Genomic DNA, 21,574 nt, shown 5'->3' with positions numbered 1-21,574 from the left:
TTGCTCGGTGAGCACCACTGAACGCACCCGCGCGCTGCGCCGACGCATGATCGTCGAGGCACGTCGGGCGACGGTCGAACACGGGCTGCACGGCTTCACGATCGAGCAGCTCTGCGAGACCGTCGGGGTGTCGCGCCGCACGTTCTTCAACCACTTCGGGTCGAAGGACGACGCCGTGCTCGGCATCGAGCTCAACGCCGACGTCGAGGCGATCGACGCCTACGCCGCGGGCGGGATCGACCCCGGCGAACTGGACCCCCTCGGGTCGATCGTCGCGCTGGCGATCGACCAGTTCCACCGGGTCGGCATCGCCCGCGCCGACGAAGCCCTGGTCCGCCGCGTCTTCGAGCGTGAGCCGGCACTCGTCGCACGGTTCCTGTCGGCGACCGACGTGCAGCTCGCCCGGATCACCGTGGCCCTGCGGCGACGGTTCGGGTGGGACGACCCCGCCGACCGCCGACCGCGACTGGTCACCGAGGCCGCGGCAGCCTTGATGAAGGCCACCGCGACCGAGTACTTCGACGACGCCTTCGACGAGGCCACCGGGCCGACGTTCGACGCGCTGCTCACCGAGAACCTCCGCCTGCTCAGGGCGGTCACCACGACCGAACGGGAACACACCACATGAGCGCCACCGCGCCGGGCACCACCAAGCGTGCCCGCCCAGGCTCCGACGGCCCGCTGCTCCTGACGCAGCGTCGCATCTGGATCATCTTCTCCGCCCTGATCGCGGGGATGCTGCTCTCCAGCCTCGACCAGACCATCGTCTCCACCGCGATGCCGACCATCGTCGGCGAGCTCGGCGGCGTCGCGCACCAGGCCTGGCTGACGACCGGGTACCTGCTCGCCTCCACCATCGTGATGCCCGTCTACGGCAAGTTCGGCGACGTCCTCGGCCGACGCAACCTGTTCCTCATCGCGATCGCGCTGTTCACCATCGCGTCGGCCGGGTGCGCGTTCGCCACGGACTTCACGCAGCTCGTGGCGTTCCGCGCCATGCAGGGGCTCGGCGGCGGCGGTCTGATGATCCTGTCGCAGGCGATCATCGCGGACATCGTCCCGGCCTCGCAGCGCGGCAAGTACCTCGGCCCGCTCGGTGCGATCTTCGGCCTGTCCGCCATCGGTGGCCCGCTGCTCGGTGGCTTCTTCGTGGACCACCTCACCTGGAACTGGGCGTTCTACATCAACATCCCGGTCGGCATCGCGGCGTTCTTCGTGGCCTGGTTCGCGCTGACCCTGCCGAACAAGAAGGCGACGAAGCGCATCGACGTCCTCGGCGTGCTGTTCATGTCCGCAGCGACCACGTGCCTGGTGTTCTTCTCGGAGTTCGGCGGCAGCAAGGACCACGGCTGGGACGCCCCCGAGACCTGGGCCTGGTTCGCCGGTCTCGTCGTCTCGGCAGCGCTGCTGGTGTTCGTCGAGTCCCGTGCGCAGGACCCCGTGCTCCCGCTGTCGTTCTTCCGCAACCGCACCTTCCTGCTGGCCACCGGCATCGGCCTGGTGCTCGGCATCGGCATGTTCGCCGCGATCGGCTTCGTCCCGACGTTCCTGCAGATGGCCTCGGGTACCTCGGCTGCGGTCTCCGGCCTGCTGATGCTGCCGATGATGGCCGGCCTGATCGGCACGTCGATCGCCTCGGGTGTCCTGATCACCAAGACCGGGCGCTACCGGATGTTCCCGATCGTCGGCACGGTCCTGGTGGCCATCGCGATGCTCGCGATGACCCAGCTGGCGGCGGACACCCCGATCTGGCTCATCTGCGCGTACCTGTTCGTCTTCGGTGCCGGGCTCGGCCTGATCATGCAGGTGGTCGTCCTCGTCGCGCAGAACGCCGTCCCCGCCGAGCAGGTCGGCACCGCGACCTCGACGAACAACTACTTCCGCGAGGTCGGCGCCTCCCTCGGCACCGCCGTCTTCGGCGCGCTCTTCACCGCGCGGCTCACGACGTCGCTGACCGACGTGTTCCGCGGTGCCGGTGGTTCGGCGACCGATGCGGCGTCGTCGGCGGGCAGCATCGACCCGTCGACCGTCGCCGGGCTGCCGCCGGCGGTGCAGGACGGCGTCGTGAACGCCTACGCCGACTCGCTCGCACCGGTGTTCTGGTACCTGCTGCCGTTCATCGCGGTGGCGTTCCTGCTCGCGCTCTTCCTGCCGCAGATCACGCTCTCCGACACGGCCGGCATGGTCGCCCGTGGCGAGGCCGTCGGCGGCGAGGAGGCCGACGAGCTCGAGCGGGCGCAGCGCGCGGCCCGTGCGGAGCACGCGGCGGCGGAGCCGGCGGACCGCACGCAGCAGTAGCCAGCCTCGCGAAAGCGACAGATCTGCGCGGAACGTCCGCGGACATCTGTCGCTTTCGCGGTCCTGCCGGTCGGTGGGCGGCGAGATCTGTCGCCATGGCGGGGTGGTCGCGCCCGTCGCTCCCTGGAGGCGCGGTGCGGGCTGGCACCGGGCCTCCAGGCCGGCGCGTCCGCGCCCACGGCGCGTGGCCAGCCCGCCTCCTTCGCGAAAGCGACAGTTCTCCGCGGAACATCCGCGTCGAACTGTCGCTTTCGCGGACCTGCCGCCTCGGACGTGCGAGATGTGTCGCTTTCGCGGGCCCGGCTCGGGCGCCGACGCGGCGCGCTACGCGCCGGTGCTCGCGCGCGGCACGAGCCGCGTGGGCAGGGCCGCGGGCTCGGCGGCCGTGCCGTCGAGCGTCGCGAGGAGCCGCAGTGCCGCAGCGCGACCGAGGTCGGCGCCGGGCAGCGCCACGCTCGTCAGGGCCGGCGCGGTGACCGACGACGACGGCAGGTCGTCGAAGCCCGCGACCGCGAGTGCGCCGGGGACGGCGATGCCGAGCGCGCCGGCGACCCGCAGGACTCCGTAGGCCAGGGTGTCCGCGGCCGCGACGACGGCGGTGACGTCGTCGTCCTGCCAGGCCTCGATGACGTGCTCGGTGGCCGAGGCCGCGGCCTCCACGGTCAGGTCGGCGCGGGCGGTGACCTCGGAGACCGTGATGCCGGCCTCCGCACAGGCCTGCTCGAACAGTTCGCGGCGCACGCCGAACGTCGCCGCCCGCGAGGTGCCGTCGAGGTAGCCCACGTGCCGGTGTCCCTGGTCGTGCAGGTGGGCGACGAGGTCGTGCACGCCGGTGGAGAGGTCGTAGTTGACGGCTTCGGGGCCACCGGGGGCGTCGAGCAGCACCACGGGGACGCTCGCCGACATCGACTCGTCGGCGGCCGGGGCGTCGACCAGGATGCCGGCCGGCCGGAGCCGTTCGAAGCGCCGGACGTCGGCCGCGACCGGCTGTGCACCCCGCTCGGTGACGGAGAGCACGAGCTGGAACCGGTCGCCCAGGGTGTCGCGGACGCCACGGATGACCTCGGCGAAGAACGGGTTCGACAGGTCGGGGGCGATGAACACGACGAGGTCGCCGCTGCCGCGGGCCAACGAGCTGGCGGCGTGGTCGACGACGTAGCCGAGGTCGTCCACGGCGTCGCGGACCCGTGCGGCGATGGGTGCGGAGACCCGCCCGCGGTCCTTGCCGTTCACGACGAGGGAGACCGTGGCGATGCTCGTGCCCGCACGCTCGGCCACCATCGCAGCGGTCACACGACGGCTCGGGGCGGCGGGGGAGGGCACTCGTCGATGCTAGCGAGCGCGGTGGTCGAACTTGACGTCAAGCGTTTGACGTGTTTCGATGTCAAACGCTTGACGCGCCGCGTCGCCAGCGCTCTGCCGGCCCGTGGATCCCCACCACGTCGAGCACTCACCTCGATTCCCCGAAGAAGTGGAGCGCCCAGCGTGCCCGATGCGACCCAGCCCGCCGCGAAGATCATCCTCGACTGCGACCCCGGCCACGACGACGCCGTGGCGCTCCTGCTCGCCCACGGCAGCCCCGCCATCGACCTGCTCGCCGTGACCACCGTCGTCGGCAACCAGACCCTGCCGAAGGTCACCCGCAACGCCCTGGCCGTCGCCCGCATCGCCGGCGTCACCGGGGTACCGTTCGCCGCCGGAGCCGCCCGCCCGCTGCTGCGCCAGATCGAGGTCGCACCGGACATCCACGGCGAGAGCGGCCTGGACGGCCCGATGCTCCCCGAGCCGTCGTTCGACCTCGACGCGCGCCACGCCGTCGACCTGATCATCGACACCGTGATGGCCCACGAGCCCGGCACGGTCACCCTCGTGCCGACCGGGGGTCTGACGAACATCGCCCTCGCGGCCCGCAAGGAGCCCCGCATCGTCGAGCGCGTCAAGCAGGTCGTGCTCATGGGCGGCGGCGTGCACGTCGGCAACTGGAGCCCGGTCGCCGAGTTCAACATCGTCATCGACCCCGAGGCCGCGGCCATCGTGTTCGAGGCCGGGTGGGACGTCGTGATGGTCGGCCTCGACCTGACGCACCAGGCCCTGGCCACCCCCGAGGTCGCCGCGCGCATCGCCGGCGTCGGCACCGCCCCCGCCGCGTTCGTCGGCGAGCTGCTCGACTTCTTCGGCCAGACCTACAAGGACGCCCAGGGCTTCGACGCCCCGCCGGTCCACGACCCCTGCGCCGTCGCCTACGTGATCGACCCCACCATCGTCCGCGCCGTGAAGGTCCCGATCCACGTCGAGACCCAGGGCGCGCTGACCCTCGGCATGACCGTCGCCGACTTCCGCGCCCCCGCACCCGAGGACTGCCGCACGAGCGCCGCGATGGAGCTCGACCACGGCCGGTTCTGGGACCTCGTCGTCGACGCCCTCGAGCGCATCGGCGAGACGGCCGACAACGGCTGGACCCCACGTGCCGCCGCCGACGCCGTCGAAGCCGGCATCACCACGACCCCGGAGCGCTGAACCCCCATGACCACCACCTCGACGAAGAAGTCGATCGGCGCCCTCACGGCCGCGCTCCTCGCCGCGTGCATCGCGTTCCAGCTGAACGCGAGCATGCTCAGCCCCGCCCTCGTCACGATGGCGCGCGAGCTCAACACCGACGACGCCACCATCGGCCTGTCGCAGACCCTGTACTTCACGCTCGCGGCGCTGTTCTCGCTCTTCCTGCCGCGGCTGTCCGACATCGTCGGCCGCAAGCGCGTGCTGATCGGCATGCTCGCCGTGATGCTCGTCGGCAGCATCGTCGCCGCGCTCGCGGTGAACGTGCCGATGCTGTTCGCCGGCCGCATCATCCAGGGCGTCACCGGTCCGGTCGTCCCCATCTGCCTGCTCGTCCTGCGCAACGAGATCAGCGACCCGAAGCGCTACGGCGCCGCGCTCGGCCTGCTCACCGCGGTGAACGGTGGCATCGCGGGTGTCGACGCCCTGGCCGGCGGCTGGATCGCGACGAACTTCGGGTTCCGCGGGATCTTCTGGGTCATCGCCGTCGTCACCGTCCTCGCCCTGCTCCTGGTCGCGGTCTGGGGCGTCGAGTCGAAGCCCTCGGCCGGCACCCGGATGGACTGGATCGGCGTCGTGCCCCTCGTGGTGAGCGTCGGTGCGCTGCTCACGGCGTTCAACGAGGCCGGCAAGCTCGGCGCGGCGAACCCCGTGCTCGTGGTCGGTGGCGTCGTCGTCGCGCTCGTCGCCTTCGCGGTGTTCTGGGCCGTCGAGTCGCGCGTACGGGAGCCCCTGGTCGAGACCCGGTTCCTGCAGCGCCGGGCGACCTGGGCGCTCCTCGCGACGACGTTCCTGACGATGACGGGCGTGTTCGCGGTCGTCAACGGCCTGGTCACCTCGCTCGCGCAGAACGGTGACGCCGGTTTCGGCATGGAACCCGACCTGGCCTCGCTCGTGTTCCTCACCCCGTACGCGCTGGTCGGCTGGATCGTCGGACCCTTCGCCGGGCGCCTCGCCCCGACCATCGGGTACCGCGCCGTGCTCCGCTTCGGCCTGATCGGCAGCATCGTCTCGACCGTCCTGATGGCGCTCGTCGGGGTGCACTCCCTGCCCGTGCTGGTCACCGCGACCGTGCTGATCGGCATCACCTACGCCGGTATTGCGAACATCATCCTGAACGGCCTGGGCATCGTGCTGTCGCCGGAGTCGAACCCCGGGTTCCTGCCCGGGCTGAACGCCGGTGCGTTCAACCTCGGTGCCGGGGTCAGCTTCGCGGTCCTGCCCGCGCTGCAGATCGCGCTCGGCGTCGGCGGTTCCGCGGGCACCGCCGGGTACTCCGGTGGCATGCTGCTCGGGGCCGCGATCACGACCGTCGCACTCGCGATCTCGTTCCTCATCCCCCGTCCGGAGGGTGCCGAGACCACGTCCGTCGCCCCGCAGAAGGAGACCGTCCGTTGACCGAGAGCATCGTCGTCGTCGGGTCGCTCAACGCGGACCTGGTGGTCCGCACCACGCGCTTCCCCCAGCCCGGTGAGACCCTGCAGGGCTCCGACCTCGCGATCCTGCCAGGGGGCAAGTCCGCCAACCAGGCGGTGGCTGCCGGGAGGCTCGGGGGCACGGTGCGCATGATCGGTGCGGTCGGCGACGACGGGAACGGTGCGCTGCTCCGCGACTCCGTCGCGGCTGCGGGTGTCGACACGACGCACGTTGCGATCCGTGAGGGCGTCGCGACCGGCACCGCCGTCATCACGGTCGACGCCGCAGGCGAGAACACCATCGTGATCTCCGCCGGGGCGAACGGCACGCTGACGCCGGACGATGTGCCGACCGACGCCTTTGCCGACGCCGCGGTGCTGGGGCTCTGCCTCGAGGTGTCGATCGACGTCGTCCTCGCCGCCGCCCGGGCCGCGCACGCCGCCGGGGTCACGGTGCTCACGAACCTGTCGCCGTTCGGCGCCGTGCCGGCCGAGCTCCTCGAGCTGACCGACGTCCTGCTGGTGAACGAGCACGAGGCCGCGGCGCTCGGTGACCACGGCGTCACCCGGTCGATCGTCACCCGTGGTGGTGCCGGGTGCGTCGTGCACGATCGCGGTGCCGAGCCGGTGTCGATCGACGCCGTGCGGGTCGAGCCGGTGGACACCACGGGCTGCGGCGACGCCTTCATGGGTGCGGTGGCGCTGCGTCTGGCCGCGGAGGACACCCTCGTCGACGCCGCTCGGTTCGCGGTGGGGGTCGGGGCGTACGCCGCGACCAAGCCGGGCGCACAGGCCTCGTACCCGACCATCGCCGAGTTGGAGGCGTTCCTGCGGGCGTAGGGCGGGCCTCCAGACCGTTAGCGTTGTCCCATGCGCGTGGGAGTCCTCGACATCGGGTCCAACACCGGCCACCTGCTCGTGGTGGACGCCCACGGCGGCGCCGCGCCGCTGCCGGCGTCCTCGTTCAAGCAGCCGCTGCGGCTGGCCGAGCACCTGGACGACTCGGGCGCGGTGACCCAGCAGGGGATCGACGCCCTGACCACCTTCGTCGCCGACGCCGTCCGTGTCGCCGAGGAACGCGGTTGCGAGGACATGCTCGCGTTCGCCACCTCGGCGGTGCGCGACGCCGGCAACTCCGAGGCCGTGCTCGCCCACGTCGAGGCCTCCACCGGGGTCGAACTGGCAGTCCTGTCCGGCTCCGACGAGGCCCGGCTGACGTTCCTGGCCGTGCGTCGCTGGTTCGGCTGGTCCGCCGGTCGCCTGGCGGTCTTCGACATCGGCGGTGGCTCGCTCGAGATCGCCGGCGGTGCCGATGAGGCGCCGGACGTCGCGTGGTCGATGCCGATCGGCGCCGCACGCCTGGCTCGGTCCTACTTCGCCGCGGGCACCCCGACCGAGGACGACGTCCGCCGCATCCGGCACGAGATCCGGGTCGAGATCGCCCGCGACGCCGGCAAGTTGCTCCGCGCCGGACGTCCGGACCGTGCCGTGGCGACCTCGAAGACCTTCCGGTCGATCGCGCGGATCTGCGGGGCGGCACCCTCGGGTGCCGGTCCGCTCGTGCCGCGGGTGCTCGACGGCGACGTGCTCCGGTCGAAGCTGCCCGCGCTGCTGACGATGTCGGTCGACGAGCTCGCGGCGCTGCCCGGTGTCTCACCGAGCCGGGCGCACCAGGTCGTGCCGGGCGCGCTCGTCGCCGAGGCGTGCCTGGACATCTTCGACCTGCCGGCGCTGGAGATCTGCCCGTGGGCGCTCCGCGAGGGCGTGATCCTCGAGCGGCTCGACCAGCTGTCGGTGCTGGGCAACTCCGAGTAGTGACCGTTATGGTCAGTAGATGACCAAATCGGACACTCCCCGTGCGCTCGTCCCCGGCGCAGTCTGGACGGTCGCGGGAGTCGGATGGCTCGTCGGCGAAGCCGTCTCGGCGTCGGCGTTCCCCGGCTACAGCTACGCGACGAACTACATCTCCGACCTCGGGGTCCCCGACGTCGGCACGTTCCAGGGGCGGTCGATCGACTCACCGCTGCACGTGCTCATGAACACGACGTTCATCGGGCAGGGCGTCCTGTTCGGGATCGCAGCGGTGCTCGCCGCCGTGTTGTTCCGCGCCGCGTCCCGCCGTGCGCGGGTGGCGACCGCGGTCCTCGCCGTGGTCCACCTGGTCGGGATGGTCCTGGTCGGCTCGTTCCACGGCAGCCAGACGAGCACCGACGGCGGCACCATCGTGTTCCACGTGCTCGGCGCCGCGGCAGCGATCACGACCGGCAACCTCGTGGCGATCACCGCCGGCATCGGGTCCGGGGCGCTGCGGGCACCGGCGGTCTACCGGATCGCGAGCGTCGTGCTCGGGATCGTCGGCATCGTCTCCCTCGTGATGCTCGTCGTGGACTCGTCGTCGACGGTGATCGAGGTGCTCCCCGACGGCGTGTGGGAGCGTGCGTCCGTGTACACGATCGTCGCGTGGGAGCTCCTGACCGGGATCGCCCTGCTGGTCGCAGGGTCGCGGCGCCTACGGACGGCGCGGGCTTCGGCGGTCGGCGCGTGACCCGCCCTGCGCGCCGTGCTCGGCCCTCTGCCGAGGAGATCAACGGGGTCGTCCTGGACATCACCGCCGGACTCATCGCCCGACGCGGCATCAAGGACACCGCCGTGCAGGCCGTCGCCGACCAGGCCGGCTACTCGAAGGCGGGCATCCTCGCCCGGTTCACGAGCAAGGAGCTGCTCGTCGAGGCCGCGCTCGCGCAGTGCACCGCGCAGACCGAGGCGATCCGGGCAGCTGCCACCGCCGCCCCCGTGGGGGAGCCCCGCGACGCCGCGGCGCTCGCGGGCATCGCCGACCTCGCTCTCGTCCGGCCGGGGTGGGCTGAGCTCGCGCTCGCGGCCTTCACCCTGCGACGCGGGGATGACGTCGGCGTCCGGCTCGAACCGGTCGCAGCGACGCTCCTCGACGTGTTCGGCATCGACATGGCCGACGCCATGGCCACCCCGCTCGACCGGCGTGCACGGGTCTCCGGGGCGTTCGGTGCGATCGTGATGCTCGCGCTGACGTACGAGACCGAGGCTTCCGCGCCGGAGGCCCGGCCGCACATGCTGCAGATCGGATGGGACGCCCTCGGCCACGACGGGCCCGTGCCGCTCGGGGTCGTCGGCTAGGCCCGCTCGGACCTCGGCGGAGCGAGCAGCCACGGGCGGATCAGCTTCGTCACGAACGGCAGCACCCAGAACGTCATGATCGGCGTGAGCACGACGGTCGTGATGAGCACCCGGGGCAGGATCGCGACGTGCGCGAACGCGGGGACGAGCCATGCCGTCAGGTACGTGAACGCGAGGTTCACCGGGAAGAAGCCGAGCCAGATGCTCACGGACTGCTTCCACCGCGGGGGAGCGCTCGAGGCCGGGGCGTCCTGCGGGACGTCGAACCACCCCTCGATGCCGGTGCGCTTCTCGACGCGGGACTCCACCACCAGGTCACGGCCCAGGTCGAGCCAGCGCAGCCGGTCGTCGGAGTTCTCCCACGTGGCCAGGGAGTCGTGGTCGGCGAACCGGTAGAGCATGTGCCACTCGCGGGACTGCGCGGTGGAACGCACCCACCCCGAGCCGAGGAAGCCGGGGTAGCGGTTCGCCAGGTTCACCCCGGACTGCACCCAGCGGGTGACCTCGGGGATGCGATCGGGTTCGACCAGGCGGGTGACGGAGACGGTGACGGGCGGGCCTGCGGTCTCGGATGACGACTGCAGGCTCCCAGGCTCTTGTGGAGTCATCCGACCAGTGTCCCGGACCCGTGTTTCCGGCTCGTGACACGTGCCTCGCACGTCGGCTGAACGGATCCGCGTCGTCCTTCGACCGCCGTCCCAGGCGGGTGCAAGACGATCATCTGGCGAACGCGCCACCGAGAGGACCCCGATGACCGATCCCGAGCCCACCACCACCCTCGTCGCCACCGTCGACGGGCCCGACGGCGGCACGTACGAGGTGCGGCGGCTGACGCTCCCGGTGGGTGCGTCGACCGGCTGGCACCGGCACGACGCGCGCCAGACGGGTCTCGTGGTGCGCGGCACGCTGACGCACGTCACCGAAGAGGCCACTCGGGTAATCGGGCCGGGGCAGGCCCTGGTCGAGGAGCCGCGCATCGTGCACGACGGCCGCAGCACCGGCACGGAGGACGCCGAGCTGCTCTACGTCGCCCACCTGCCGGCAGGTGCAGCGGCGTCGACCCCGGGCGAGGCGCCACCGAGCGAAGGGCCGGCCCGCAGCGCGCTCGTGACGGTCCCGCTGGGCCGGCCGCAGTTCGTGCACGCGCTGCGCTACACCGCGATGTACGCACCGAAGCCCTTCGCCGAGGCACTGCTCGTCTACCGGGACAACGGCACGTACACGATCCTGTCCCCGGGTGAGGACCACCACGGCTGCTACGTCTCGGCGACCGATCCCGCCGAGGGGATGCGGCACGTCGCGTTCATGTCGTGGCCGTCCGCGGACTGGGGCCGGAACATCGCGTCGCACACCCTGACCTTCGAGGCCGCGAGCGGTGCGTTCACCCAGGAGCTCCGGTTGCCGGGCGACCCGGTCCCGCGGGCGCAGTACGGGTTCGCGGTGCCCGTCGAGGACCCGGAGTCGATCGACACCGGCGCCGGGTGGGCGGCGCTCCGCCAGCAGTACGTCGAGGTGTTCACCACGCTCGAGCGCCTGGCGGGCGGCGGGTCGACCGCGGCCTGACCCGGGAGTGGTCAGCTCGCCTGCTTCTTCGCGGCGGGCTTCTTCGCCGGAGCCTTCTTGACCGGGGCCTTCTTCGGTGCCGACTTCGCGGGGGCCTTCTCGGCCGCGCTCTCCGCAGCCTTCTTCGCGGGCGCCTTCTTCGCCGGCGCCTTCCTGCCGGAGCCGGACGTGCCCGAGCCGGACGTGCCCGAGGCGGAACCCGACGACGAGCGTGCGGTCGACGACGAACGCGACCCCGAGCCTCCTGTCCGCTTCTTGTCGACGGACGCACGCAGGGCGGCCATCAGGTCGAGCACGTCACCGCCCTCGTCGTCGTCGTCCTCGTCGTCCTGCGCGCCGAAGGTCTTCTCGGTGTCGATGTCGTCGCCCGCCTCGAGCTTGGCGTCGATCAGCTGCTGCAGTTCCTCCTGGTAGGAGTCGGTGTAGCGGTCGGGGTCGAAGTCGGTGGACATGCTCTCGACGAGCGAGGACGACATCTTCAGCTCGTTGGCGCTGACCTTCACCGTCGTGTCGAGGGTCTTGAAGTCGGCGGCGCGGACCTCGTCGCCCCAGAGCAGCCCCTGCAGCAGGATGACCTCGTCGTGCACCCGGAGCACCCCGAGCCGCGTCTTCTGCCGCAGGGTGAACTGCACGATCGCCAGGCGGTCGGTCTTCGCCAGGGTCTCGCGCAGCAGCACGTACGCCTTCGGCGAGCGCGAGTCGGGCTCGAGGTAGTAGGTCTTCTCGAACATCATCGGGTCGACCTGGTCGACGGGCACGAACTCGAGCACCTCGACCTCGTGCGACTGCTCCTCGGGGAGCTGCTTGAAGTCGTCCGCGGTGAGCACCACGGTCTTGTCACCGTCGTCGTAGGCACGCTGGATGTCCGCGTACTCGACCTCGTGGCCGAACTCGCACACCCGCTTGTACCGGATGCGGCCCTTGTCGTCGTCGTGGACCTGGTGCAGGGACACGTCGTGCGTCTCGGTGGCCGCGTAGACCTTGATGGGCACGTTGACGAGCCCGAACGCGATGGAGCCCTTCCAGATCGACCTCATGCGCACATGATGCCCGCCCGCACGCGTGCGTGCCCGGAGCCGTCGGTTCCTCCACAGGTCCGCCGTCCGGGGGATCGTTCCACGGATGTCCGGTTCGCTGGACCGCCGCGAGGCCGGCGCGAGCACGATGGGCCCATGAGCCAGCTCGACAAGCAGGACCCGCGCGACCAGTTCCCCCGTCCGCCGTTCCCCGCGCAGACCCAGCAGGGGTCCGGGCTGGCGAGTGCGATGGACCCCGCCCCCGACCACGGCGAGACGAGCTACCTGGGCACCGGGCGGATGCGCGGGTACCGGGTGCTCGTTACGGGCGCGGACTCCGGCATCGGGCGCGCCGCGGCGATCGCGATGGCGAAGGAAGGGGCCGACGTCGCCCTGAACGCCCTGCCCGAGGAGCGCGAGGACCTCGAACAGGTCCGCGACGTCATCGGTGACCTCGGGCGCAAGGCGGTGCTGTTGCCCGGCGACCTGACGGACGAGGCATTCTGCGACGTCCTGGTGCAGGACGCCGTCAGCGAGCTCGGTGGCCTGGACGCGCTCGTGCTGGTCGCGGGCCACCAGCAGGTGCACGAGGACGTCACCGTGCAGAGCACCGAGGACTTCGACCGCACGATGAAGGTCAACCTGTACTCGCTGTTCTGGCTCGTCCGTGCTGCGGTCCCGCACATGGCGCCGGGCAGCTCGATCGTCACGACCAGCTCGGTGTCCGCGTACCAGCCGCAGGACCGCATGATCGACTACGCCGCGACGAAGGCCGCGATCATCACCTACACGAACGGGCTCGCGCGGCAGCTCGCCAGCAAGGGCATCCGGGCCAACACGGTGGTGCCCGGGCCGGTGTGGACGCCCCTGCAGCCGATCAGCTACCCGGGCGACGAGATCGCGGCGTACGGCCAGGACACCCCCTTCGGCCGTCCCGCCCAACCCGTCGAGCTCGGCAGCGCCTACGTCTACCTGGCCGGGCCCGAGTCCTCGTACACGTCCGGCACGACCCTGACGGTGGCGGGAGCGACCGGGGTGGCGCTGTGAGTCCCGCTTCGCGCAAGACCGTCGTCCTGGTCGGGGACCGGCGGCTCGCGCTCACGAACACCGACAAGGTGCTCTACCCCGAGACCGGCACCACGAAGGGTCGGGTGATCGAGTACTACGAGCGGGTCGCGCCGTGGATGATCCCGCACGTCAAGGACCGCCCGGTGACCCGGAAGCGCTGGGCCAACGGTGTCGAGGGCAAGGTCTTCTTCGAGAAGAACCTGCCCGACTCGGCACCCGACTGGGTGCGGCACCACACCATCCACCACTCGGAACACGACAACGAGTACCCGATCGTCGACGACCTGCCGACCCTGGTGTGGATGGCGCAGCAGGCCGCGCTCGAACTGCACGTCCCGCAGTGGCGGTTCGGCCCACGCGGCGCGCAGCAGAACCCGGACCGGCTCGTCCTCGACCTCGACCCGGGGGACGGCGTGGGGCTGCCCGAGTGCGTCGAGGTCGCCGTGGCCGCGCGCGAGATCCTGCACGGCATGGGGCTCGACCCGTACCCGGTGACGTCCGGTTCCAAGGGCATCCACCTGTACGCGGCGCTCGACGGCAAGGCGACGACGGCGCAGGTCTCCGACGTCGCCCACGAGCTGGCCAAGGCCCTCGAGACGGACCTGCCGGACCTGGTGCTGTCGTCGATGAGCCGTGCCGAGCGGAAGGGCAAGGTCTTCGTCGACTGGTCGCAGAACAACGGCAACAAGACGACCATCGCCCCGTACTCGCTGCGCGGCCGCGAGCGGCCGACGGTCGCGGCGCCCCGCACCTGGAAGGAACTCGAGGAACGCGGGCTCGCGCAGCTCACGTTGGACGAGGTCCTCGAACGCCTGGAGGCCCGTGGGGACTTCCTGCACCCGGTCGCCTCCGCCTCGCTGGCCGTCGGACGCGACGACCACGGTCACTGGGACAGCGACCGGACCGAGCGGGCGAACGATGCCGAGCAGCCCGCACGTGACCGGCTCGCCGCCTACCGGGCGAAGCGGGACGCCTCGAAGACGCCGGAGCCCGTGCCCGAGGGCGCTCCCACGGTGCGGAAGGACGGCACACCGACCTTCGTCATCCAGGAGCACCACGCCACCCGCGACCACTACGACTTCCGGCTCGAGCACGACGGGGTGCTGGTGAGCTGGGCCCTGCCGAAGGGCGAGCCGACCGACCCGGGCAAGAACCACCTGGCCGTGCAGACCGAGGACCACCCGCTCGAGTACGGGTCGTTCGAGGGCACGATCCCGAAGGACGAGTACGGCGGCGGCACGGTCACCATCTGGGACGACGGCACCTACGAACTCGAGAAGTGGCGCGAGGGGCAGGAGGTCATCGTCACCCTGCACGGTCGGGCCGGCGGCGCTCGCCGCCTCGCGCTGCTCCACACCCGCGGCCGTGGCGGCGGGGACGAGAAGAACTGGCTCATCCACCGCACGAAGGAACAACCCGAACGGCTGGCGGACGGCAGCGGCTCTGCCGGGCCGACGGTGGCGCGACGGTCGGAGCGGCCGTCGGACGGCCACGGCGATGCGCACCGCGCCGGGCAGCGACGGATCAGCGGGACCGCGGACGCCGAGACCCCACCGTCGGAGCGCCGGACGATGCAGGCGACCCTGGCCAAGGGGGAGCCCCGGCTGGACCCGGCCGACTGGGCCTTCGAGATGAAGTGGGACGGGGTGCGCGCGCTGGCGACGGTCCGCGACGGGTCGGTGACCCTGCGCAGCCGCAACGACAACGACCTGACGGCCCAGTACCCCGAGCTGCAGGAACTGGGCGAGCGGGCCGGCGTGGACGGCGTGTTCGACGGTGAGATCGTGGCCGTCGACGATCGTGGCCGACCCTCGTTCCAGCTGCTCCAGAACCGCATGGGCCTGACGAAGGCACGCGAGGTCCGGAGCGCGCAGGAGACGACGCCCGTGCGGTTCCTGCTGTTCGACGTGCTCGAGGCGGACGGGCACGAGCTCACGCGGCTCGGCTACGACGCCCGGCGGCAGGCACTCGAGACGGTCGTGGACCCCGGCGGTGCGATCGACGTGCCGCCGGCGGTACAGGGCGACCTCGACGCGGTGTTGGCCGCATCGCGCGAGCAGGGCCTCGAGGGCGTCGTCGCGAAGAAGCGGTCGTCGAAGTACGCCGAGGGCCGGCGGTCCGAGGCCTGGCTGAAGCTCAAGCACCACGCCACGCAGGAAGTCATCGTCGGCGGCTGGAAACCGGGCAGCGGTCGGCGTGCCGGCGGGATCGGGTCGCTGTTGCTCGGGGTGCCCGGCCCCGACGGGCTGGAGTACGTCGGCAAGGTCGGCACCGGGTTCCGTGACCGTGACCTCGACGAGATCGCCGGTGTCCTCGCACCGCTGGAACGGAAGACCCCGCCGTTCGTCGACGTCCCACGACCTGACGCGCGGGATGCGCACTGGGTCACGCCGAAGCGTGTCGGCGAGGTCGAGTTCGCCGAGTGGACCGGCGACGGACGGCTCCGGCAGCCGTCGTGGCGCGGGTGGCGCGTGGACAAGGACCCGGACGACGTCGTGCGGGAGACCTGACCCGCGCTCCGGCCTCGGCTCCGCATGCGTGCGCATGGGGTCCGCCGCTGGCGAACATCCGTCCCCCGTACCGTGCCCGGGCGGGGGACAGTATCGGCCCCGCTGGCCACGATCGGCCATCGGCTGTTACGTTCGCCGGGACGAAGGGGGCTTCGATGATGAACTCGAGCAAGTACCTGCCGCCCTACACGGCCGCAGAACGCGTCGCGATCACGGGGGACGACCTGTCGCAGCGGACCGTCGAACCGGGCAGCGGCGCCACGGAGACCGAGGTCCGGTACGCGGACTTCCTCGCGGACGAGGATGACGACTGAGCGGGGCAGCCGGAGCGCCTGACCGGAACGACCTGGACACCTGACCGCTCGACGCGACCGAAAGAAGCGACAGACCCGACGGCCCGCACGCTGGATCAGGGAGCGCACGGACCGTCGCCGAGGCACGTGGTCCGCCGGTTCAGGGAGACCGACCACGAAGCCCCGCACCGGGCTCGCCGAAGCGCCACCGGTGGGTCCACTGGTGAGACGGACGGTGTGGCCGGATCGTCACAGGAGCGGCAAGGAGAATCGCCGGGCGACCTCGGTGGTCGCCCGGCGATCTCGTCCGTGCGGGGGATCCCGTCGGATCAGGACGGGGTCAGGCCGCGGGCGCAGGGCCGTCGGCGGGCACCGCGCGGTCGGCCACGGGTGCGTCCTCTTCGATGAGCTCGTCCTCTTCCGGCTCGACCACCTCGGCCGCGGCGGCCTTGGCCTCGTCGATGGACTCCTGGGAACGGCGGAGCAGGTCGTCGTCGTGTGCTGCCTGATCGGTCATGCCCAGCAACCTACGCGGGCGTCCCTGTGCCGGCGTCCCGACGGCGGGCTCCGTGCGTCGGGTCGTGCCGGCCGGTGTGCGGTGGCTCGAAGTCCACCGCGGACGTCGGTGCGGGCGTCGAGGGCATCGCCGGGGCGGCCGGCGCGCCGAACGCGTCGGCGGCGTCGAGCACCGCACGGGTGGCGGCCACGGCCGTCCGGAGCGCATCGCGGACGGGCATCGCCCGGTGCGCCGGGGTCCGGACCTCGACGCCCCACGGCTCGTCGAACCCGAGCTCGCGCACGGTCCGCACGAAGCCGGGCAGGTCCCACGCTCCGGCACCGGGCAGGTACCGTGCCGTCCGGGACTCCTCGGCGAGGGTCATCCCGCTCGGGGTGTGCAGCAGCCCGTCGCTCAGCTCGACGGCTGCGAGGACCCCCGGTGCGACGCCCTGCCGGATCGACGCGAGCGTGGAACCGCCGCGGAGCGCGTGCATGGCGTCGATGAGCAGGCCGCCGTTGGGGTGTCCGGCAGCGGCCACGAAGCGGGAGGCCCGTTCGATCGTGGGCAGGTTCGACCACGGTTCCGGTTCGAGCACGAGCTGCGCTCCGACCGCCTCGGCCTGGTCGGCGAGCACGACCCAGTCGTCGGCCATCGTCGCGGGGGAGGCTCCGGGCAACGAGGTGTCGGCGCGCGCCACCACCTGCCAGGCGCTCAGCGTCGCCGCGGCCTCGAGCACGACCCCGCGGTCGGCGTCCTCGTCCTGGGTGCGGCTCGTGCACGTCCACCACCGGTCGAGTGGTCCGAGCTGGACCCAGACGATGCCGGCGGCGTCGAGCATGCGGCGCAGCTCGGCGAACCCCGTCGTCGCGCGGACCTCGTGCAGATCGTCGAGGGACAGCGACAGGCCGGCGAACCCGGCGGCGCCGACGGCGTGCACGCGGTCACGGATGCTCTCGTCGCCCGCCCACGTCCAGGACGTGGCGAGCAGGTCGTGTTCCAGCACGGTCGTACCTCCGGCAGTCCCGAGGTGTCCGCGTCGCCCCGTCGCGATGCGCCGCCCCGTGTCCGCCGCGGGCCCCACCCGCGACGATGCCCAAGACTTACCCGTCCTGCCTGCGAACGCTCCCAGCCCGTCGACACATCGCCGACACGTGCTTCAGACGATCCGGGTCCGGACCTCGCCGACGCCGGCGATCGTGCCGACGAGCACGGCGCCGCGTTCGAGCACGCCGACACCGTCAGGAGTGCCGGTCATCACGAGGTCGCCGGGCGCGAGCGCCACGGACCGTGACAGCGCCGCGATCGTCTCGGCGACCGACCAGATCTGGTCGGTCAGGTCGCCCGACTGCCGGAGTCCCCCGTCCACCGTCAGCTCGATCGCGCCGCTGGTCGGGTCGACCTCGGCCGCCGGGTTGATCGCCCCGATCGGCGCCGAGGCGTCGAAGCCCTTGGCCGTGTCCCACGGCCGCCCGAGTCGCTTCGCCTCGGCTTGCAGGTCGCGACGGGTGAGGTCGATCCCGACGGCGTACCCCCAGACGTGTGCGAGGGCGTCGGCGACGGCGATGTCCGTGCCGCCGGTGCCGATCGCGACGACGAGCTCGACCTCGTGCTCCAGTTGCTGCGTCAGCGGCGGGTACGGGGTGTCGGCCCCGTCGACCACGACCGCGTCTGCCGGCTTGGTGAAGAAGAACGGCGGCTCGCGGTCCGGGTCGTGGCCCATCTCGCGGGCGTGCGCGGCGTAGTTCCGTCCGACGCAGAACACACGGCGGACGGGGAAACGCGCGCCCGTCGTCGTGGGCACGGTCGGGAGATTCGGGGCCGGGATGACGAGTTCGGTCACGGTCCCAGCGTGGCAGGCTCGCAGGGCATCGGTTCAGCTCTCACCGAAGGACGCCTCGTACTTGAGCTTCCGCGCCCGTGCGCGCTCCTGGCGTTCGCGCCATTCGATGCGCGCCTGACGGAGCTCTTCCTCGGCGCCCTTCGCCCGCATCATGGGCCCGTAGTGCGGGTCCGCCAGCAGTGCGGGCGTCGTCATTTCACGTCCGTCGAGCCAGCGCTTGAAGTCCTTGTCACTCAGCTTCGAGATCATCGTTCGCTCCTTCGATCGTCGCTGCGGTCAGGTCGTCGAGTGCCTGGCCGACCCAGCGGTCGTCGGCGGTCGTCCAACTGCGGGTCACCAGCGCAGCGGACATCACACCGGCGGCCGCGCGCTGTCCTTCGTCGTCCGAGGTCGCCCGGTCGGCGACCCACGACCAACGCTGCCACCACAGGTCGCGGTGCGCCGAGAACTCTGCATTTCGCCGTCCTGCGCGCCCGTCGAGCACCGAGGCGACGAGCGCAACCAGCGCGACGGACGCGCTCGTGACCGACACGAGCGCGCTGATCCAGCCGATGTCCATGCCGGAACCCTGACAGCACGGAACCGGCCACGCGGCGGGCGTGACCGGTCCTGTGGAGGGCGCTCCGGGCCTCCAGGCCTGTGGAGGAGTGCGTCAGTTGCCGGGCGCGGCCGCCTCGGTCTCGCCCGCACCCGGGTCGCCGCCGGTCCCGCCGCTGGCGGGCTCGTCCTGCGGCCAGCCCGCGAACTCCCAGCCCGCGAGGGACGGGTGGTCCTCGCCCTTCGTGTACGCGAACGTCCGCGCGGCGTCACGCGCCTCGGACAGCTTCGTGAGCAGATCGGCGTGCGCCTCGGCGTCCACCCGCGTCAGGGCGTCGTGGGCCAGGGCGAATCGGTCCATCTCGTTGCGCATGAGCATGTCGAACGGTGAGGTCGTCGTGCCCTGCTCGAGGAACCCGTGCACGTGCAGGTCGTCGTGCCCGTTCCGGCGGTACGTCAGCTGGTGCACGAGGGTGGGGTACCCGTGGAACGCGAAGACCGTGGGCGTGCCGGGCAGGAAGAGCGCGTCGTACTGCTCGTCCGGGATCGGGTGCTCGTGCTTGCGCGGGTCGCCGAGCGCCAGCAGGTCGACGACGTTGAGCACGCGGACCCCGACGCCGGGAGCGTGCTTCCGGATGATGTCGGTGGCGGCGATCGCCTCGACCGTGGGGACGTCACCGGCGCAGGCGAGCACGACGTCGACCTTCCCGACGGCCTGCTCCGTGCCGGCGAAGTCCCACACGCCGAGTCCGGCCTGCGCGTGCGCGACCGCGTCGTCGAGGGACAGGAAGACCGGCTCCGGGTGCTTGCCCGCGACGATCACCTCGATGCGGTCCGTGGTCTCCATCGCGTGCGCGGCGACGGCGAGCAGCGTGTTGGCGTCGGCCGGCAGCTTGATCCGGACGAGGTCCTGCTGCTTCGACGCGACGACGTCGAGGAACCCGGGGTCCTGGTGGGAGAACCCGTTGTGGTCCTGTCGCCAGACGTGCGACGACAGCAGCAGCGACAGGTTGGACACGGGCACCCGCCAGTCGATGTCCGTCGAGGACTCCAGCCACTTGGCGTACTGCCCGACCATCGAGTCGATGATGTGGGCGAACGCCTCGTAGGTGTTGAGCATCGCGTGCCGACCCGACAGCACGTAGCCCTCGAGCATCCCCTCGAGCAGGTGCTCGGACAGGACCTCGGTGACCCGTCCGCGTGCGGCGAGGTGCTCGTCGCCGGCGGCGCGCTGGGCCCGCCAGACGCGCGAGGTCACGTCGAACACGGCGTCGAGCTTGTTCGAGATCGTCTCGTCCGGACCGAACAGCCGGAAGTTCGAGGGGTTCTTCTCGATGAGCGTGGCGAGCCAGGGGCCGAGCGTACCCGTGGCCGAAGCCGTCGAACCGGCCTCGGCCGCGTACGGCTCGAGCGGCGGACGGTTGAGCGCGGTCCGCAGCCGACCGCCGTTGCCGTGCGGGGTGGCACTCATCCGCTCGTCACCGGTCGGGCGGATCGTGGTCATGATGCCGACCGGCTGGCCGTCCTCGTCGAACAGCTCCTCGGGGCGGTACGAGCGCATCCACTCCTCGAGCTGGGCTCGGTGGCCGTCGTCCTCGCGCACCGCGGGCAGTGGCACCTGGTGCGCGCGGAAGGTCCCCTCGACCTGTTCGCCGTCGACCTCCTTCGGGCCGGTCCAGCCCTTCGGGGTGCGCAGGACGATCATCGGCCAGCGCGGACGCAGGTCCGCGGCACCGGCGGGCTGCCCCGCGGCGGCGCGGGCGGCCTGGGCGCGGGCAGCGGCCTGGATGTCGTCGATGCCGGCGAGGGCGCGTCGCAGGGCACCGTCGAACAGGGCGTGGACCGCGTACGGGTCGTCGTCGACGCGGCGGGAGTCGACCACGATCGGGTCGTAGCCGAGCCCGCGGAAGTACGCGGTGAGGTCCTCGTCGGGGATGCGGGCCAGGACGGTCGGGTTCGCGATCTTCCAGCCGTTGAGGTTGAGGATCGGCAGCACGGCGCCGTCGGACACCGGGTCGAGGAACGTGTGCGCCTGCCACGAACCGGCGAGCGGACCGGTCTCGGCCTCACCGTCACCGACCACGCACGCGACGACGAGGTCCGGGTTGTCGAGCGCCGCACCGTAGGCGTGCGACAGCGAGTAGCCGAGCTCACCACCCTCGTTGATGGAGCCGGGGGTCTCCGGGGCGGCGTGGGAGGGGATGCCGCCGGGGAACGAGAACTGGCGGAAGAACCGCTGCAGGTCGACGTCCTGGTACAGCTCGTTCCACGTGCCGTCCAGCCAGGCGTTCGCGTTCATCGCCGGACCGCCGTGCCCCGGGCCGCAGATGTACAGGAACTCGCGCCCGGTCTCCGTGATCAGCGCGTTGCAGTGCGCGTACACGAGGTTCAGTGCGGGGGAGGTGCCCCAGTGGCCGAGCAGCCGCGGCTTGACGTCGTCGGGTTCGATCGGCCGGCTGAGCAGCGGGTTGTCCAGCAGGTAGATCTGCCCGACCGTCAGGTAGTTCGCGGCGCGCCACCAGGCGTCGACCGCCCGGAGCCGGTCGGTGGTGGAGATGTGTGCTGGAGCCATGGGTACACGGTACGAAACACCGGGTTGCGGCACCTCAGGAAACTCGTCCCAAACCGTTCGGGCGGGGGCGCCGAATGACTTGCACAGGGCAAAAGCCCAGGGCGCTCTCCGGTCACAGTTGGCCGGTACTCAGTATGTGCACAGTGCACATTCGGCCACCGGCCGGAGCGCCTCCAGAGCAAAGGACTGATCACGATGCGTAAGAGCCTCAAGACCTCCATCACCCTCGCCACGACCGGCGCCCTCGTCCTCGG

General features: G+C 71.6%; 21 protein-coding genes. 12 read left to right on the top strand and 9 right to left on the bottom strand.

Translation table 11 applies throughout. The annotated features are described in order from the left end of the window. The first annotated feature begins 7 nt into the window (after window positions 1-7). Together DEJ03_RS17340 and DEJ03_RS17335 are read left to right on the top strand one after the other, a co-directional pair. Window positions 8-628 (top strand): TetR/AcrR family transcriptional regulator, encoded by a 621-nt coding sequence (locus DEJ03_RS17340; RefSeq protein ID WP_258370919.1) that lies wholly within the window; start codon window positions 8-10, stop codon window positions 626-628. Further along, a complete protein-coding gene (locus DEJ03_RS17335; RefSeq protein ID WP_110865609.1) occupies window positions 625-2,298 on the top strand; it encodes an MDR family MFS transporter in 1,674 nt (557 codons plus the stop codon). Before DEJ03_RS17340 ends, DEJ03_RS17335 begins: the two co-directional genes overlap by 4 nt. A gap of 324 nt (window positions 2,299-2,622) precedes the next feature. On the opposite strand, the gene DEJ03_RS17330 is transcribed toward DEJ03_RS17335, so the two are convergent. After that, entirely contained in the window at window positions 2,623-3,621 is a 999-nt protein-coding gene (locus DEJ03_RS17330; protein ID WP_258370918.1) for a LacI family DNA-binding transcriptional regulator, read from the bottom strand. A 162-nt stretch (window positions 3,622-3,783) separates the two neighbouring features. Here DEJ03_RS17330 and DEJ03_RS17325 point away from each other — a divergent pair, with 162 nt between their 5' ends. The 6 genes from DEJ03_RS17325 to DEJ03_RS17300 are packed head-to-tail and all read left to right on the top strand — an operon-like array spanning window position 3,784 to window position 9,422. Next, entirely contained in the window at window positions 3,784-4,815 is a 1,032-nt protein-coding gene (locus DEJ03_RS17325; protein WP_110865608.1) for a nucleoside hydrolase, read from the top strand. Window positions 4,816-4,821: 6 nt separating this feature from the next. Beyond that, a complete protein-coding gene (locus tag DEJ03_RS17320; protein WP_110865607.1) occupies window positions 4,822-6,252 on the top strand; it encodes an MFS transporter in 1,431 nt (476 codons plus the stop codon). Beyond that, entirely contained in the window at window positions 6,249-7,109 is an 861-nt protein-coding gene (locus DEJ03_RS17315) for a ribokinase (protein WP_110865606.1), read from the top strand. Before DEJ03_RS17320 ends, DEJ03_RS17315 begins: the two co-directional genes overlap by 4 nt. Window positions 7,110-7,139: 30 nt before the next feature. Further along, window positions 7,140-8,084, top strand: a complete 945-nt coding sequence (locus tag DEJ03_RS17310) for a Ppx/GppA phosphatase family protein (RefSeq protein WP_110865605.1) — start codon at window positions 7,140-7,142, stop codon at window positions 8,082-8,084. A gap of 19 nt (window positions 8,085-8,103) precedes the next feature. Continuing rightward, window positions 8,104-8,814 (top strand): DUF998 domain-containing protein, encoded by a 711-nt coding sequence (locus DEJ03_RS17305; RefSeq protein WP_110865604.1) that lies wholly within the window; start codon window positions 8,104-8,106, stop codon window positions 8,812-8,814. After that, window positions 8,811-9,422: a TetR/AcrR family transcriptional regulator gene (locus tag DEJ03_RS17300; protein ID WP_181422774.1), complete on the top strand. Its 612-nt coding sequence runs from the start codon at window positions 8,811-8,813 to the stop codon at window positions 9,420-9,422. Before DEJ03_RS17305 ends, DEJ03_RS17300 begins: the two co-directional genes overlap by 4 nt. On the opposite strand, the gene DEJ03_RS17295 is transcribed toward DEJ03_RS17300, so the two are convergent. Then, on the bottom strand, window positions 9,419-10,030 hold the full coding sequence (locus tag DEJ03_RS17295) for an antibiotic biosynthesis monooxygenase (RefSeq protein WP_035809639.1): 612 nt from the start codon (window positions 10,028-10,030) through the stop codon (window positions 9,419-9,421). The two genes, DEJ03_RS17300 and DEJ03_RS17295, sit on opposite strands and share 4 nt — an antisense overlap. A 142-nt stretch (window positions 10,031-10,172) precedes the next feature. Here DEJ03_RS17295 and DEJ03_RS17290 point away from each other — a divergent pair, with 142 nt between their 5' ends. After that, the gene (locus tag DEJ03_RS17290) at window positions 10,173-10,985 is read left to right on the top strand and encodes a cupin domain-containing protein (protein WP_110865602.1); all 813 of its coding nucleotides are present in this window, start codon (window positions 10,173-10,175) and stop codon (window positions 10,983-10,985) included. A gap of 11 nt (window positions 10,986-10,996) precedes the next feature. On the opposite strand, the gene DEJ03_RS17285 is transcribed toward DEJ03_RS17290, so the two are convergent. Continuing rightward, the gene (locus DEJ03_RS17285) at window positions 10,997-12,022 is read right to left on the bottom strand and encodes a Ku protein (RefSeq protein WP_110865601.1); all 1,026 of its coding nucleotides are present in this window, start codon (window positions 12,020-12,022) and stop codon (window positions 10,997-10,999) included. Between the two features lie 135 nt (window positions 12,023-12,157). Here DEJ03_RS17285 and DEJ03_RS17280 point away from each other — a divergent pair, with 135 nt between their 5' ends. The 3 genes from DEJ03_RS17280 to DEJ03_RS18090 all read left to right on the top strand — a co-directional run bounded on the left by DEJ03_RS17280 (window position 12,158) and on the right by DEJ03_RS18090 (window position 15,893). Further along, window positions 12,158-13,048, top strand: coding sequence for an SDR family oxidoreductase (locus DEJ03_RS17280; RefSeq protein ID WP_071404867.1), 891 nt, complete (start codon window positions 12,158-12,160; stop codon window positions 13,046-13,048). Continuing rightward, window positions 13,045-15,579, top strand: a complete 2,535-nt coding sequence (locus DEJ03_RS17275; RefSeq protein ID WP_110865600.1) for an ATP-dependent DNA ligase — start codon at window positions 13,045-13,047, stop codon at window positions 15,577-15,579. Before DEJ03_RS17280 ends, DEJ03_RS17275 begins: the two co-directional genes overlap by 4 nt. Before the next feature lie 155 nt (window positions 15,580-15,734). Continuing rightward, complete coding sequence (locus DEJ03_RS18090; protein WP_181422773.1) at window positions 15,735-15,893, top strand: hypothetical protein; 159 nt, start codon at window positions 15,735-15,737, stop codon at window positions 15,891-15,893. A 319-nt stretch (window positions 15,894-16,212) separates the two neighbouring features. Here the strand turns inward: DEJ03_RS18090 and DEJ03_RS18085 are convergent, their stop codons facing one another. The 6 genes from DEJ03_RS18085 to DEJ03_RS17250 form a co-directional block, all read right to left on the bottom strand. Next, window positions 16,213-16,389, bottom strand: a complete 177-nt coding sequence (locus DEJ03_RS18085; RefSeq protein WP_181422772.1) for a hypothetical protein — start codon at window positions 16,387-16,389, stop codon at window positions 16,213-16,215. Between the two features lie 10 nt (window positions 16,390-16,399). After that, on the bottom strand, window positions 16,400-17,374 hold the full coding sequence (locus DEJ03_RS17270) for a sugar phosphate isomerase/epimerase (RefSeq protein ID WP_181422771.1): 975 nt from the start codon (window positions 17,372-17,374) through the stop codon (window positions 16,400-16,402). 153 nt (window positions 17,375-17,527) lie between these two features. Then, window positions 17,528-18,211, bottom strand: a complete 684-nt coding sequence (locus tag DEJ03_RS17265; RefSeq protein WP_110865598.1) for a fumarylacetoacetate hydrolase family protein — start codon at window positions 18,209-18,211, stop codon at window positions 17,528-17,530. A gap of 33 nt (window positions 18,212-18,244) precedes the next feature. After that, entirely contained in the window at window positions 18,245-18,460 is a 216-nt protein-coding gene (locus DEJ03_RS17260; protein ID WP_110865597.1) for a hypothetical protein, read from the bottom strand. Continuing rightward, a complete protein-coding gene (locus DEJ03_RS17255) occupies window positions 18,441-18,770 on the bottom strand; it encodes a hypothetical protein (RefSeq protein ID WP_110865596.1) in 330 nt (109 codons plus the stop codon). The genes DEJ03_RS17260 and DEJ03_RS17255 overlap by 20 nt, the downstream gene beginning before the upstream one ends. Window positions 18,771-18,863: 93 nt before the next feature. Then, a complete protein-coding gene (locus DEJ03_RS17250; RefSeq protein ID WP_110865595.1) occupies window positions 18,864-21,320 on the bottom strand; it encodes a phosphoketolase in 2,457 nt (818 codons plus the stop codon). Window positions 21,321-21,574 lie beyond the last annotated feature (254 nt).

It is taken from the genome of Curtobacterium sp. MCLR17_043 (assembly GCF_003224215.1).
GTDB classification, from domain to species: Bacteria; Actinomycetota; Actinomycetes; order Actinomycetales; family Microbacteriaceae; genus Curtobacterium; species Curtobacterium flaccumfaciens.
The sequence above is the reverse complement of the archived record's forward strand: the minus strand, read 5'-3'. Positions and strand labels throughout refer to the sequence as shown.

Bases quoted from the DNA above. Each gene is read 5' to 3' on its own strand.
- DEJ03_RS18090 (WP_181422773.1), top strand. From the start codon at position 15,735: ATGATGAACTCGAGCAAGTACCTGCCGCCCTACACGGCCGCAGAACGC.
- DEJ03_RS17305 (WP_110865604.1), top strand. From the start codon at position 8,104: ATGACCAAATCGGACACTCCCCGTGCGCTCGTCCCCGGCGCAGTCTGG.
- DEJ03_RS17335 (WP_110865609.1), top strand. From the start codon at position 625: ATGAGCGCCACCGCGCCGGGCACCACCAAGCGTGCCCGCCCAGGCTCC.
- DEJ03_RS17260 (WP_110865597.1), bottom strand. From the start codon at position 18,460: ATGATCTCGAAGCTGAGTGACAAGGACTTCAAGCGCTGGCTCGACGGA.
- DEJ03_RS17250 (WP_110865595.1), bottom strand. From the start codon at position 21,320: ATGGCTCCAGCACACATCTCCACCACCGACCGGCTCCGGGCGGTCGAC.
- DEJ03_RS17255 (WP_110865596.1), bottom strand. From the start codon at position 18,770: ATGGACATCGGCTGGATCAGCGCGCTCGTGTCGGTCACGAGCGCGTCC.
- DEJ03_RS17295 (WP_035809639.1), bottom strand. From the start codon at position 10,030: ATGACTCCACAAGAGCCTGGGAGCCTGCAGTCGTCATCCGAGACCGCA.
- DEJ03_RS17280 (WP_071404867.1), top strand. From the start codon at position 12,158: ATGAGCCAGCTCGACAAGCAGGACCCGCGCGACCAGTTCCCCCGTCCG.
- DEJ03_RS17285 (WP_110865601.1), bottom strand. From the start codon at position 12,022: ATGAGGTCGATCTGGAAGGGCTCCATCGCGTTCGGGCTCGTCAACGTG.
- DEJ03_RS17290 (WP_110865602.1), top strand. From the start codon at position 10,173: ATGACCGATCCCGAGCCCACCACCACCCTCGTCGCCACCGTCGACGGG.
- DEJ03_RS17320 (WP_110865607.1), top strand. From the start codon at position 4,822: ATGACCACCACCTCGACGAAGAAGTCGATCGGCGCCCTCACGGCCGCG.
- DEJ03_RS18085 (WP_181422772.1), bottom strand. From the start codon at position 16,389: ATGACCGATCAGGCAGCACACGACGACGACCTGCTCCGCCGTTCCCAG.
- DEJ03_RS17310 (WP_110865605.1), top strand. From the start codon at position 7,140: ATGCGCGTGGGAGTCCTCGACATCGGGTCCAACACCGGCCACCTGCTC.